This window comes from Streptomyces sp. NPDC042346 (assembly GCF_055581845.1).
This window is the reverse complement of the sequence record NZ_JBVJEH010000009.1, coordinates 329,320-342,291: the sequence shown is the minus strand read 5'-3', so window position 1 is coordinate 342,291 and position 12,972 is coordinate 329,320. Positions and strand designations below refer to the sequence as shown.

Sequence of the window (12,972 nt, the reverse complement as noted above, 5' to 3'; positions counted from 1 at the left end):
GGCGCTGTCAGCTCGCGCGCCAGTACCCGAGCGCGTGGACGCGCTCCTTGGGGAGGGCGAGCTCCTTGCGGGCGTACGCGGCGAGGGTGCGGGTCGTCGTGGTGTCGCAGGCGATCCAGACGTACGAGGCGGCGTCCGCGAGTTCGGGCAGCTCGGCCTTCACGCGGACGATCAGCCCGGCGCCGCCGCCCTGGCGCGGGATCCGGCGCAGCTCGTGGTGGTCGGGGTCGAGGCGGACCGGCAGCTCGTCGTCGGAGGCGTGCTGCGTCTCGAACCAGACGGTGGCGGGGACGCCGGGGAGCGCGTCGAGCAGGGAGTTGACGGCGGGCAGGGAGGCCGGGTCGCCGACCACGAGCAGCCGCTCGGGGAGCGGGTCGGGCGCCTCGAAGCCGGTGCCCTGGAGCGTGGCGTCCACGGTGTCGCCGGGGGCGCAGGTGCGGGCCCAGTGGCTGGCGACGCCGTCGTGGAGGGCGAATTCGAGGCTGAAGGTGCCCGCCTCGAGGTCGGGGTCGACCAGGGTGTACGCGCGCTGGTGCGGCTTGCCCGCGTCGTCGAACCAGAGGCGGACCCACATCGTCGGGTGGATGCCGGCCGCGGCGAGCAGGCCGCCGTCCGTGAAGTGCACCCTGCGGTAGTCCTCGGTGACCTGCTCGGCCCCCGTCACCGTGAACGTGAAGTCCTTGCCCCGAAACAGCTTGAGGACCGCCCCCTGCCAGCCATGCCCCACCGTGATCTCCTCCCCTGGACTCCTGTAGATTTACTTAGGTCAGCCTAACCTAAGGTTCTGGAAAAGTTACGGACGGGAGCGGGGTCTCCGTGAGCATCGAGGTCTACCGGGACGCCTGGGGCGTCCCCCATCTGCGCGCCGCGGATCCGGAGGAACTCGCCTTCGCCCAGGGGCGGGTGACCGCCCGGGACCGCGCCTGGCAGCTGGAGGTCGAGCGGCACCGGGCCCAGGGCACCACGGCCGCCTTCCTCGGCGCCGGCGAGCTCGGCTGGGACGCCTTCGCCCGGCGGGCCCGGCTCGCCGACACCGCCCGCCGCTGCCACGAGCGGCTCGAAGCCTCCGACGCGCCGACGGCCGCCTGGGTCCGGGCGTACGTGGACGGGGTCAACGCCGGCCTGGCCGACGGGGCCCGACGCGCACCCGAGTTCGCGGAGACCGGCCTCGCGCCCGGCCGGTGGGAGCCGTGGACCCCGCTCGCCGTCTGGCTCTCCACCCACATCCTCTTCGCCGGCTTCCCCACCAAGCTGTGGCGGGAGCAGGTCGCCGCGCGGCTCGGCGAGGAGTGGACGGAGCTCTTCGCGACGGACGGCCCCGGCACCGCGGGCTCCAACGGCTGGGTGGTGTCCGGCGAACGGACCGCGAGCGGCGCGGCCCTGGTGGCCGGCGACCCGCACCGGTTCATCGAGGCGCCGGGCGTCTACCAGCAGATCCGGCTCGCCTGCCCCGCGTACGACGTGGTGGGACTCGCCGTGCCCGGCGTCCCCGGGCTCGCCCACTTCGGCCACACCGGCTCGGTGGCCTGGGCGATCACCAACGCCATGGCCGACTACCAGGACCTGTACCGCGAGCGGCTCCGCCGGCTCCCCGGCGGGGGCGTCGAGGCCCTCGGCCCCGAGGGCTGGCGCCCGGCCGCGGCGCACACGGAGACGATCGAGGTCGCGGGCGGCGAGCCCGTCGTGATCGAGGTGGTGGAGACGGACCGGGGCCCCGTGATCATCGGGACGGACGACGAACCCCCCGGCGGTTCCGCCGCCGAAATCGCCGCCGATGGCGCCGGGGATGCCGCCGGTGATGCCGCCACGTGGGAGGCGGTGAGTCTGCGGTACCCGCCCCGGGTCACCGGCGAGCTGGGCTTCGGCACCCTGCCCGGGCTGCTGCGCGCCCGGACCGTCGCGGACGTGGACGCGGCCCTCGACGGCTGGGTCGAACCCGTGAACGTCGTCCAGGCCGCCGACACCCGCGGCGGCCTGCTGCACCGGGTCGCCGGCCACGTACCCGTACGGGACCGGGCCAACTCGCTGCGGCTCGTGCCCGCCTGGGAGCCGGCGCACGCCTGGGAGCCCGGGCCCGCGCCGCTGCCCCGCGCCGAGGTCCGCGGCCACGCCGTCATGGCCAACGCCCGGGGGCTCGCCGCGCCCCTCGGCGTCGAGTTCGCCCCGCCGCACCGGGCGGCCCGCATCGACGCGCTCCTCGGCGCCTCGGCGGAGTGGACCCCGGAGACGACGACCGCCGTCCACACCGACACCGACAACCCCTCGGCGGCCCGCCTCCTCGCGGTGGTCCGGCGGGTGACCGAGGGCCTCTCCCCCGCCGCGTCCGCCGTGCGCGGGCGGCTCCTCGGCTGGGACCGGCGGATGGCGGCGGAGAGCACCGACGCGGGCCTGTACGCGGCCGTCCGGGGCGCCGTCGTGCGGCGGCTCGCCGGGCACGAGGCCTTCGCGGCGCTGCGCGAACCCGCCCCGTACCCCGAGCTGTTCCGCCCCTGGCTGGCCCTCGGGCCCCGGGTCGCCTTCGCCCTGGAGACCCTGCTCACGGCCGGTCCCGTGCCGGCCGGGGACGTCGACCGGATCGTGCGCGAGGCCCTGGAGGAGACCGGGGCCGGCGAGCCGCCCGCCGCCTGGGCCGTGACCCACCGCCTCGCGCCCTGGCAGGCGCTCCCCGACGCCGACGACGCGCAGTGGCCGGGGCTCGCCGGGGACCACGACTGCGTCCTGTCCACGTCCAGCGTGCCCGGCTGGACCGACCGCAGCGCCCGCGCCTCGGCCGCCCGCTACGTCTGGGACCTCGCCGACCGCCAACGGAGCCGCTGGATCGTGCCGTTCGGGGCGTCCGGGGTGCCCGGCGACCCGCACCACCGCGACCAGCTCCCCCTGTGGCTGCGGGGCGAACTCGCCCCCGTCACCACCGACTGGAACCGACTCGCCCCCGAACCCGCCCCCGAACACACCGCAGAGCACGAGGAATCACGATGACCACCGCCACCAGCGTGTACGAGCAGGCCGTCGAAGGCTTCGGCACCGTCCGCGTCTCCCCCGTCGACCCCGACCGGGACGCCCCCCTCCTGCACGCCTGGGTGAACGAGGACCGGGCCCGCTTCTGGGGCATGGGCGGCACCACCGTCGAGCAGGTGCGGGAGATCTACGCCCACCTCGACTCGCTGACCACGCACCACGGTTACCTGGTCAGCCGGGACGGGGAGCCGGTCGCGCTCTTCCAGACGTACGACCCCGAGGCCGACCGGGTCAGCGAGTGCTACGAGGTCCGTCCCGGCGACATCGGCGTCCACCTGATGTTCGCCCCGAGCGCCTCCCCCGAGCCGGGCTTCTCGGCGCGGCTCCTCGGGGTGCTGATCGACTTCTCGCTGCGCGACCACACCCGTGTGGTCGTCGAGCCGGACGCCGCCAACGAGAAGGCGATCGCCCGGATGGTCCGGCTCGGCTTCGCGCTGGGCCCGGAGGTCGTCCTGCCCGAGGTGGACCTGCCGGAGGTCTTCATCCCGGAGAAGCGGGCGCGGCTCGCCTTCCTCACCCGCTGACCGGCGCGCTGACCGGCGGGGTGGTCAGCCCACCACCCGGCCGTTGACGACGACCCGGCGCGGCGCCGCGAGGACGCGGACGTCCGCGCGCGGGTCCTCGCCGTAGACGACGAGGTCGGCGGGGGCGCCCTCCTCCAGGGAGGGGCGGCCGAGCCAGGCCCTGGCGCCCCAGGCGGTGGCCGAGAGCGCGTCGATCGGCGGGATGCCGGCCCGGGTCAGCTCCTCGACCTCCTCGGCGACGAGCCCGTGGGCGAGGGAGCCGCCCGCGTCGGTGCCGACGAAGACGGGGACGCCCGCGTCGAAGGCTGCGCGGACGGTGTCGTACCGCCGCTCGTACAGCCGGCGCATATGGGCCGACCAGCGCGGGAACTTCTCCTGGCCGCCGTCCGCGAGGTGCGGGAAGGTCGCGATGTTCACCAGGGTCGGGACGATGGCGACGCCGCGCTCGGCGAAGAGCGGGATCGTGTCCTCGGTGAGGCCGGTGGCGTGCTCGACGCAGTCGATGCCCGCCTCGACGAGGTCCCGGAGCGAGTCCTCGGCGAAGCAGTGCGCGGTGACCCGGGCGCCGAGCCGGTGCGCCTCGGCGATGGCCGCCTCGACCTCGGGGCGCGGCCAGCAGGCGGTGAGGTCGCCCGCCTCGCGGTCGATCCAGTCGCCGACGAGCTTGACCCAGCCGTCGCCGCGCCGGGCCTCCCGGCCGACGTACGCGACGAGGTCGGCGGGCTCGATCTCATGGGCGTAGTTGCGGATGTAGCGGCGGGTGCGGGCGATGTGCCGGCCCGCGCGGATGATCTTCGGGAGGTCCTCGCGCTCGTCGATCCAGCGGGTGTCGGAGGGCGAACCGGCGTCCCGGATCAGCAGCGTGCCCGCGTCCCGGTCGGTGAGGGCCTGCTTCTCGCTGGTGGCCTCGTCGACCGGACCGTGCCGGTCGAGTCCGACGTGGCAGTGGGCGTCGACCAGGCCGGGCAGCGCCCAGCCCTCGACGGTCACCGCCTCGGCGGCGGGCCGGTCGTAGGTGATCCGCCCGTCGACGCACCAGAGTTCGTCCCGTACGTCCTCAGGGCCGACGAGCACCCGCCCCTTCACATGCAGCACCGCGTGATCGCTCATGTCTGCACTGTACGAGGGCGGGTGCCCGGGCCGTCGTCCTGTTGGGCAGCTGATGTCCCTTGACGGTTTCGCCGGGACGAAGATCCCTTTTGTACAGGTGGGCCAAGGGGGCGCGGGGCCGTCCGTCGGTAGTCTGATCGGGAGTTACGCCCGCACCGAACCGAGTCGAAGAAGGCACCGCCGTGACCGTGACACATCCGCTCCTGGACCTGGCCCCGCTGACCGCCGCGCATTTCGCGTCGATCGAGGGGCGGGTGGCCGCGCTGCTCTCCACGGAGCAGGACGTGGTGATCACCCAGGGCGAGGCGCTGCTTCCCCTGGAGGGGTGCATCCGCAGCGGGGCGCGGGCCGGTTCGACCGCGCTGAACGTCGTCACCGGTCCGTACGGGCAGACCTTCGGCAACTGGCTGCGGGACTGCGGGGCGACCGTCGTCGACCTGGAGGTGCCCTTCCACACGGCGGTGACGGCCGCGCAGGTGGAGCAGGCGCTCGCCGAGCACCCGGAGATCGACTTCGTGTCGCTCGTGCACGCGGAGGCGGCGACCGGGAACACCAACCCGGTCGCGGAGATCGGCGAGGTCGTCCGGGCGCACGGCGCGCTGTTCTACCTGGACGCGGTGGCGTCGATCGGCGCGGAGCCGGTGCTGCCGGACGCGTGGGGCGTGGACATGTGCATCATCGGCGCGCAGAAGGCGATGGGCGGCCCCGCGGGCGTGTCGGCGGTCTCGGTGAGCGCGCGGGCCTGGGAGCGGTTCGCCGCGAACCCGGCCGCGCCGCGCCGCTCGTACCTCTCCCTCCTGGACTGGAAGGAGCGGTGGATCGACGGCGGCCGGAAGGCGCTGCTGCACGCTCCGGCGCAGCTGGAGATGCTGGCCCTGGAGGCCTGCGTGGAGCGGATCGAGGCGGAGGGTCTTGACGCGCTGATGGCCCGCCACGCCTCGGCGGCGGCGGCGACCCGGGCGGGTGCGTTGGCCCTGGGCGGCGGTCTGGCGCCGTACGTGCACGAGGCGAGGGACGCGGCCCCGGTCGCGACGACGCTGCGCGCGCCGGCGGGAGTGGACGCCTCGGAGCTGGTCGCGAAGGCGCTGGCCGCCGATCCGTCGCTGCCGCTGATCGCGGGCGGCGGGGCGCTGGCCGGGGAGATGATCCGGGTCAACCACTACGGGGTGGACGCGACTCCGGGTGTCGTGCAGTCCTCGCTGGCCGCGCTGGGCGCGGCGCTCGGCGACACGGGCCGCACGGTGGATCTGGAGGGCGCGCGGCGCGCGGTCACGGAGGCCTGGAAGTAGGAGGGACGACAGCGAGGGCGGGGTCCGGCGGCCGGACCCCGCCCTTCGTCGTGTGCGGCACGGGCGGGACGACACCTACAGCGCGGGGTAGTCGGTGTAGCCGCGGTGGTCGCCGCCGAAGAAGGTGGCGGTGTCGGGGGTGTTGTACGGGCCGCCGGCCTTGAGCCGCGCCGGCAGGTCGGGGTTGGCGAGGAACAGCGCCCCGTACGCGACGAGGTCGGCGGTGCCGTCCTCGATCAGGGCCAGGGCGTCGGCCCCGGTCGGCCCCGGGTCCCTGGCCGGGTTCAGGATGAAGGTGCCGGAGAAGGCCTTGCGCAGGGCGAGGGTCAGCTCGCGGACCTCGGGCGTGGGCTCCGTGAGGTGCAGGTAGGCGATGCCGATCGGGTCGATGGCCTCGACGAGGGCCGGGTAGATGTCGGCGGTGTCGGTCTCGGCGATGTCGTTGTAGGTGTTGGCCGGGGAGATGCGCAGGCCGGTGCGCTCGGGGCCGATCTCGGCGGCGACGGCCTTGACGACCTCGACGGCGAAGCGGATGCGGTTCTCGACCGGGCCGCCCCACTCGTCGGTGCGCAGGTTGGAGTTGGTGGAGAGGAACTGCTGGATCAGGTAGCCGTTGGCGCCGTGGATCTCGACGCCGTCGAAGCCGGCCTCGATCGCGTTGCGGGCGGCGGTGGCGAAGCCGGCGATCGTCTCCTGTACCTCGTCGGCGGCGAGTGCGCGCGGGGCGACGAAGTCGATGAGGCCGGAGCCGGCGAAGAGCTGTCCCGCGGGGGCGACCGCGGAGGGGCCGACGGGGTGGAGGCCGCCGCCGAGGACCTGGGGGTGGCTGATCCGCCCGGCGTGCATCAGCTGGACGAAGATCCGGCCGCCGCGCTCGTGGACGCCGTCGGTGACCTCGCGCCAGGCCGCGATCTGCTCGTCGCTGTGCAGGCCGGGGGTGTTGGGATAGCCCTGACCGATCGCGGTCGGCTGGGCGCCCTCGGTGATGATCAGGCCGGCGGAGGCGCGCTGGGCGTAGTACTCGGCGACGAGCGCGGTGGGGGTGCGACTGTCGGCCTCGGCCCGGCTGCGGGTCATGGGGGCCAGGGCGATGCGGTTGGCGAGACGGGTGCCGGCGAGGTCTACGGGGTCGAAGGCAGTGGTCATGGCGGTTCCCTCACATCATTATGTGGTCGGCCAACTAATTGAGCCGTTGCCACTGTAACGCATTCATTGGCCGACCAAGGTAATCTTCTGGGAGAGCCGTCCCGAGGAGCCACGATGAACGGAACCGACCCCGTCTGTACCGAGCCCCGCGCCGCGGCGCCGGTCGGTGTGTGCGGCGAACCGCTGCCGACCGCCGCCCGCGGCGGACCCGTCAGCCACGCTCTGGCGCGGGTCGCCCGGATGCACCGGATCGCCATGGGGAGGCGGCTGCGGGAGCTCGGCCTCTACCCGGGCCAGGAGCTGATGATGATGCGCCTGTGGGACTCCGGGCCGGTCCGCCAGTCCGAGCTGATCCAGTCCCTGGGCCTCGACCCCTCGACGGTGACGAAGATGCTCCAGCGCCTGGAGCAGTGCGGCCACGTCCGCCGCCGCCCTGACCCCGCCGACCGGCGCGCGGTCCTCGTCGAGGCGACGGACGACGGCCTGGCGCTGCGCGCCGGGGTCGAGGGCGCCTGGCAGGGCCTGGAGGAACTGTCGCTCGGCCGGCTCGGCCCGGCCGACCGGGACGAGCTGGCCCGCCTGCTCGGGCTGGTCGCGGAGAACCTGCGCGAGGAGGCGGGCGAGGAGGGCGACTGCCCGCCCCTGCCGAAGGGCTGCTGAGGGCGGGGGCTCACGCCTTGCGGGCGGGGGCTTTCGCCGTGCGCGGCGGGGGCTCCCGCCCCGTACGGGCTCAGCCCGCGAGGACGTCCAGGACGCGGTCGACGTCCGCCGCCGTGTTGTAGAGGTGGAACGACGCCCGCAGGTTGCCCGCGCGGGCGGAGAGCAGCACGTCGGCGTCGCGGAGCGCGTCCGCCCGGTCGCCGAGGCCGGGGATGGCGACGACCGTCGAGTCGTCCGTGACCGGCGCGTGGCCGAGCTCGACGAGTCCGGTGCGGAAGCGGGCCGCGAGCCCCTTGTTGTGGGCCTCGATGCGGTCGATGCCGATCTCTTCGAGCAGCGCGAGCGAGCGGGCCGCCCCGTGGTACGAGAAGAAGGCCACGGGCTCGTCGAAGCGGCGCGCGGAGCGGGCCAGTTCGCGGACCGGGCCGTAGCTGTTCACCCACAGCTCCTCGCCCGTGACCCAGTTGGCGTGGATCGCGAGCAGCGAGTCCTGCGCCTCCTCGGTGACGGTGAGGAAGGACGCGCCGCGCGGGCAGAGCAGGTACTTGTAGGCGCCGGCGACCGTGTAGTCCCACTCCCCCGCGTGCAGCGGCAGCCAGCCGGCCGACTGCGTGGCGTCCAGGAGCGTCCGGGCGCCGTGGGCCGCCGCCGCGGCCCGTACCGCCGCGAAGTCGACCGTGCGGCCGTCCGCCGACTGCACGGCCGAGAAGGCGACGAGCGCGGTCTCGGGACGGACGGACTCGGCGAGCTGCTCCAGGGGCACGAAGCGGGTCTTGAGGTCGCCGCGGATCGTGAACGGGGTGATGACGGAGGAGAACTCGCCCTCGGGGAAGAGGATCTCGGAGCCCGCGGGCATCGACTGGGCGATCATCCCGCAGTGCACGGCGACGGAGCTGCCGACGGAGACGCGCTCGTGCGGGACGTGGGCGAGCCGCGCGAAGGCCGCCCGGGCCTCGTCGACGATCGCGAAGCTGCCCGCGCCGTCCGAGCGGCCGTCGGCGGTCTGCTCGGCGAGGAGCGTGACGGCGTCGATCGTCCGGCGGGGCAGCAACCCGCAGGCGGAGGTGTTCAGATAGGTCTTCTTGGGCGCGAACTCGGCGCCGCCGAGCGGCTGGTCCAGGGAATCCATGTCCCCACCCTGAAGTCCCCGCGATCACCCGTCAATGGCGATTCGACCGCGGGGAACCCCCAAGCCGCGCTTATCTGCGCAGGTCAGAGCGGGTGGGGCTGAGTACGGCCGGGTACGGCGCGATCCGGCCTGATGCGACCCGGCCCGGCCCGGTGCGGTGCGGCCTGGACCGGTGCGGCCTGGACCGGCCCGGTGCCGGCCTGGACCGGCCCCGTGCGGCCGTCAGGCCTGCGGGACCTCGCAGCCGTCCGGGCCACAGGCCTCGGCGTCGGCGTCGCCGCCGACCGGCTGGAGGGCGCGGCCCTGCCAGGCCTGCTCCAGGGCCTGGGTGAAGACCTCGGCGGGCTGGCCGCCGGAGACGCCGTAGCGGCGGTCGAGGACGAAGAACGGCACGCTGTTGGCGCCGAGTTCGGCGGCCTCGCGCTCGTCCTCCCGTACGGCGTCGGCGTAGGCCGACTCGTCGGCGAGGACGGCCCGGACCTCGGCCTCGTCGAGACCGGCCTCCACGCCGAGCGCCGCCAGGGTCTCGGTGTCGAAGACGGAGCGCTCCTCGGCGAAGTTGGCGCGGTAGGCCAGGTCGAGCAGCTCGCTCTGCCGGCCGCGCTCCTTGGCGAGGTGGAGCAGCCGGTGGATGTCGAAGGTGTTGCCGTGGTCGCGGCCGTCGACGCGGTAGCCGAGGCCCTCGGCGTGCGCGTTCGTGGCGACGTGCGCCTCCATGGCGCGGGCCTCGTCGAGGGTCCGGCCGTACTTCTTCGCCAGCATCTCCAGGACCGGGCCCGTGTCGCCCTTGGCGCGGTGCGGGTCGAGCTCGAAGGAGCGGTGCACGACCTCGACGTCGTCCCGGTGGGCGAAGGCCGCGAGGCCCTTCTCGAAGCGGGCCTTGCCGACGTAGCACCAGGGGCAGGCGATGTCGGACCAGATCTCGACGCGCATGGGACTTCTCTCCGAGGGGTTGCCGGTGGGGGTGTTCGTCGACGGGAACGCCCCCACCGGTCCGGTTCATTCCGCTTTCGGCGCGAGTGTGAGGCGGAGCACGAGGTGGTCGCCGGAGCGCGGGGAGTCCGGGTCGGGGGTCCAGCCGTGGGCCGCGTAGAAGCCCTGGGCGCGGTCGTTCTTCTCGAAGACCTCCAGGACGGCCGTGGTCACACCGGCGGCCCGCCAGGCCTCGACGCAGGCCGCGTGGAGGGCGCTGCCGACGCCCCGGCGCCAGTGGGCGGGGGCGACGTGCAGCTGGGAGAGGAACATGACGCCGTCGCGCTCGCCGTAGGCGGCGATCCCGGCGACCTCGCCCGCCTCGCCGCCCTCGCCCGCCTTGCCGCCCTTGCCGCCCTCATCGCTCTCGCCGTCCAGCTCCGCGCACAGCACGGCCCCGCGCTCGATCGCGCCCGCCCACCCGGCCCGGCTGCGGGCCAGCTCCTCGGGGCCCGCGTAGTCGGACTCGGGGAGGTGGCCGCGGTAGTAGGTGGCCCGGGCCTCGGCGTGGAGGGCGGTGACGGCGTCGAGATCGGTGGCGGTCGCGTATCGGATCATGAAGGTTCAGGACGCGGCGGCGCGCGATCCGGTTCCCGAGGGCTCGCCCTGGACGGCGGTGAGGCGGCTGAAGGAGCTCCGGTACGCGCTCGGGGTGAGGCCGGTGCGCCGCAGCAGGTGCTGCCGGAGCGAGTCGCCCGTGCCGAGGCCGCTCGCGCGGGCCACCTGCTCCATGCCGAGGGAGGTCGCCTCCAGGAGCTCCTTGGCCCGCTCGACGCGCTGGTGGAGCAGCCATTGGAGCGGGCTGACCCCCGTCTCGGCGTGGAAGCGGCGCGAGAGGGTGCGGACGGAGGTCCCGGCGTGCCGGGCGAGGTCGGTGAGCGTGAGCGGTTCGTCGAGGCGTCCCATGGCCCACGCGCGCGTGTCGGCGAAGGAGATCCCGCGCTCGGGCGGCAGCGGGGTCTGGGTGAACTGGGTCTGGCCGCCGGGCCGTACGGGCGCGACGAGGGCGAGCCGGGCGACGGTGTTGGCGACGGCGGCGCCGTGGTCGGTGCGGATGACGTGGAGGCAGAGGTCGATGCCCGCCGCGTATCCGGAGGAGGTGAGGAGGGGGCCGTCCTGGACGAAGAGGACGTCGTCCTGGAGGTCGACGGCCGGGTGCCGCTCGGCGAGCAGTTCCCGGTACGCCCAGTACGTCGTCGCCGCCCGGCCGTCGAGCAGCCCGGCCTCGGCGAGCGCGAACGCGCCGGTGCAGATGGAGGCGATCCGCTTGCCCGCGGCGGCGGCGCGGCGCAGCGCGTCGAGGATGCGGGGGTCGGGGTCCTTGTACGAGCCGCTGCCCGCGAGGACCAGGGTGTCGGCGGTGTCCACGGCGTCGAGGCCGTGCGGGACGAGCAGGTCGAGGCCGCCGGTGGTGGCGACGGGACCGGGGTCGGGGGCGCAGATGACCGTCTCGTACCCGGGTCCGCCGTCGATCTCGACCTTGCCGAACAGCATCTCGGGGATGGCGAGGTTGAACATCGAGACGGGCGGGGCGGCGATCACGGCGACGCGCTGGACGCGCGGAGTGCGGGAGGCACGGGAGTCATGCGAGGCACGGGGGGCATGGGAAGCATGGGAGCGCGAGGCAGGGGACGGGGCCGGCATGGCCAGAACCTCCGGGCATATGGCATTCGGGCCACTACTCTACGTCCGCGCCGGTCACGAAGGTGGGGACATGTCATCGACCGACCTCACCGAAGCCCCCACCGTCCGCCCCCGCACTCCCGGCAGAACACCCTCCCCGGCTCCGGCCCTTGCCGCCGCGACACTCGGTTTCGCCCTCATCACCCTCGACACCTCGGTGGTCAACGTCGCCCTCCCGGCGATCGGCGCCGACCTGGGCACGGGCATGACCGGTCTCCAGTGGGTGGTCGACGCGTACACGCTGGTGTTCGCCGCGCTCCTGCTGTCCAGCGGGGCGCTCGCCGACCGGGTCGGGGCGGGCAGGGCGTACGGGATCGGAGTCGTCGTCTTCACCCTCGCCTCGGCCGCCTGCGGTCTCGCCCCCGGGCTCCCCTCCCTGCTCGCCGCCCGGGCGGTGCAGGGCGCTGCGGCGGCCGTGATGCTGCCGGCCTCGCTCGCCCTGGTGCGCGAGGCGTACGGCGATCCGGGGCGGCGAGCCCGGGCGGTGTCGCTGTGGGCGGCCGGCGGGACGGTCGCGGTGGCGCTCGGCCCGGTCGTCGGCGGGGCGCTGACGACGGCCTGGAGCTGGCGCGGGATCTTCTTCGTGAACCTGCCGCTCGGGCTCCTCGCGCTCGTCCTGCTGACCCGGGTGGCGCGCTCCGAGCGGCGGCCCGCGCCGCTCGACGTGCCGGGGCAGCTGACGGCGATGACGGCGGTCGGCGCGCTGACCTTCGCGGCCATCGAGGGGGGTGCGGAAGGCCGTTGGGCGCTGGCGGTGGCGGCCGTCGCCCTGCCCGCCTTCCTGCTGATCGAGGCGCGGCGGCGCCATCCGATGGTGCCGCTGGGGCTGTTCCGGAACAGGACGGTGGCGGTGGCCGTGACGGCGGGGGCGGCGAACAGCGTGGCCTTCTACGGGACGGTGTTCGTCTTCAGCCTCTTCTTCCAGCAGGTGCTCGGGCTCTCGGCGCTGGGCGCGGGGCTGATGTTCCTGCCCATGACGGGGCTGCTCGCGGGGGTGAACCTCCTGTCGGCGAAGGTCGCGGCGCGGCACGGGGCGAGGCTGCCGATCGTGGTGGGCCAGGTGGTCGCGGTGGCCGGGCTGCTCGGCCTGCTCACCGTGGACGCGGACTCCTCCCGCGCGGCCCAGGCCCTGCTGCTCGTGCCGATGGCGCTGGGCGCGGGCTTCTCGCTGCCGCCGCTGATCGCCTCGATGATGGAGGCGGTCCCGGCGGAGCGCGCGGGCACGGCGGCGGGGCTGCTCAACGCGATCCGGCAGACGGCGGGCGCGCTCGCGATCGCGGTCTTCGGCTCGCTGGCGGCCCGCGACATGACCGACATGGCGACGGCCCTGCGGGCGAGCCTGCTGATCAGCGCGGGCCTGCTGACCCTGACGGCCCTGGCCTCGCTGTGCCTGCCGGGCCGCCGGACCCGCTGAGCGGGTGCGGCGGGGGGTGCAGCGGAT

The 12,972-nt window shown here is 74.7% G+C and carries 12 protein-coding genes; 5 read left to right on the top strand and 7 right to left on the bottom strand.

Annotated features, from left to right (window positions below):
- Window positions 1-7: 7 nt before the first annotated feature.
- Window positions 8-727, bottom strand: coding sequence for a siderophore-interacting protein (locus ACZ6K0_RS31415; RefSeq protein ID WP_469228094.1), 720 nt, complete (start codon window positions 725-727; stop codon window positions 8-10).
- Window positions 728-816: 89 nt separating this feature from the next.
- Between ACZ6K0_RS31415 and ACZ6K0_RS31410 the strand changes: the two genes are divergently transcribed.
- Window positions 817-2,979, top strand: coding sequence for a penicillin acylase family protein (locus ACZ6K0_RS31410; RefSeq protein WP_469228096.1), 2,163 nt, complete (start codon window positions 817-819; stop codon window positions 2,977-2,979).
- On the top strand, window positions 2,976-3,542 hold the full coding sequence (locus ACZ6K0_RS31405) for a GNAT family N-acetyltransferase (RefSeq protein ID WP_469228098.1): 567 nt from the start codon (window positions 2,976-2,978) through the stop codon (window positions 3,540-3,542). The genes ACZ6K0_RS31410 and ACZ6K0_RS31405 overlap by 4 nt, the downstream gene beginning before the upstream one ends.
- A gap of 24 nt (window positions 3,543-3,566) precedes the next feature.
- Here the strand turns inward: ACZ6K0_RS31405 and ACZ6K0_RS31400 are convergent, their stop codons facing one another.
- Entirely contained in the window at window positions 3,567-4,652 is a 1,086-nt protein-coding gene (locus ACZ6K0_RS31400) for an amidohydrolase family protein (RefSeq protein ID WP_469228101.1), read from the bottom strand.
- Between the two features lie 188 nt (window positions 4,653-4,840).
- Here ACZ6K0_RS31400 and ACZ6K0_RS31395 point away from each other — a divergent pair, with 188 nt between their 5' ends.
- On the top strand, window positions 4,841-5,941 hold the full coding sequence (locus ACZ6K0_RS31395; RefSeq protein WP_376396095.1) for a pyridoxal-phosphate-dependent aminotransferase family protein: 1,101 nt from the start codon (window positions 4,841-4,843) through the stop codon (window positions 5,939-5,941).
- A gap of 75 nt (window positions 5,942-6,016) precedes the next feature.
- On the opposite strand, the gene ACZ6K0_RS31390 is transcribed toward ACZ6K0_RS31395, so the two are convergent.
- The gene (locus tag ACZ6K0_RS31390; protein ID WP_376394826.1) at window positions 6,017-7,087 is read right to left on the bottom strand and encodes an alkene reductase; all 1,071 of its coding nucleotides are present in this window, start codon (window positions 7,085-7,087) and stop codon (window positions 6,017-6,019) included.
- Between the two features lie 114 nt (window positions 7,088-7,201).
- Between ACZ6K0_RS31390 and ACZ6K0_RS31385 the strand changes: the two genes are divergently transcribed.
- Window positions 7,202-7,747: a MarR family winged helix-turn-helix transcriptional regulator gene (locus tag ACZ6K0_RS31385; RefSeq protein ID WP_376394829.1), complete on the top strand. Its 546-nt coding sequence runs from the start codon at window positions 7,202-7,204 to the stop codon at window positions 7,745-7,747.
- 70 nt (window positions 7,748-7,817) lie between these two features.
- Here ACZ6K0_RS31385 and ACZ6K0_RS31380 read toward each other — a convergent pair whose 3' ends face one another.
- From ACZ6K0_RS31380 to ACZ6K0_RS31365, 4 genes are all read right to left on the bottom strand, one after another.
- Window positions 7,818-8,876: an aminotransferase class V-fold PLP-dependent enzyme gene (locus ACZ6K0_RS31380; RefSeq protein WP_469228103.1), complete on the bottom strand. Its 1,059-nt coding sequence runs from the start codon at window positions 8,874-8,876 to the stop codon at window positions 7,818-7,820.
- Window positions 8,877-9,098: 222 nt separating this feature from the next.
- On the bottom strand, window positions 9,099-9,809 hold the full coding sequence (locus tag ACZ6K0_RS31375; RefSeq protein WP_469228105.1) for a DsbA family oxidoreductase: 711 nt from the start codon (window positions 9,807-9,809) through the stop codon (window positions 9,099-9,101).
- Between the two features lie 66 nt (window positions 9,810-9,875).
- Window positions 9,876-10,406, bottom strand: a complete 531-nt coding sequence (locus ACZ6K0_RS31370; RefSeq protein WP_376394836.1) for a GNAT family N-acetyltransferase — start codon at window positions 10,404-10,406, stop codon at window positions 9,876-9,878.
- A 6-nt stretch (window positions 10,407-10,412) separates the two neighbouring features.
- The gene (locus ACZ6K0_RS31365; RefSeq protein ID WP_376396098.1) at window positions 10,413-11,366 is read right to left on the bottom strand and encodes a GlxA family transcriptional regulator; all 954 of its coding nucleotides are present in this window, start codon (window positions 11,364-11,366) and stop codon (window positions 10,413-10,415) included.
- Window positions 11,367-11,562: 196 nt separating this feature from the next.
- Between ACZ6K0_RS31365 and ACZ6K0_RS31360 the strand changes: the two genes are divergently transcribed.
- Window positions 11,563-12,945: an MFS transporter gene (locus tag ACZ6K0_RS31360; protein WP_469228107.1), complete on the top strand. Its 1,383-nt coding sequence runs from the start codon at window positions 11,563-11,565 to the stop codon at window positions 12,943-12,945.
- Window positions 12,946-12,972 lie beyond the last annotated feature (27 nt).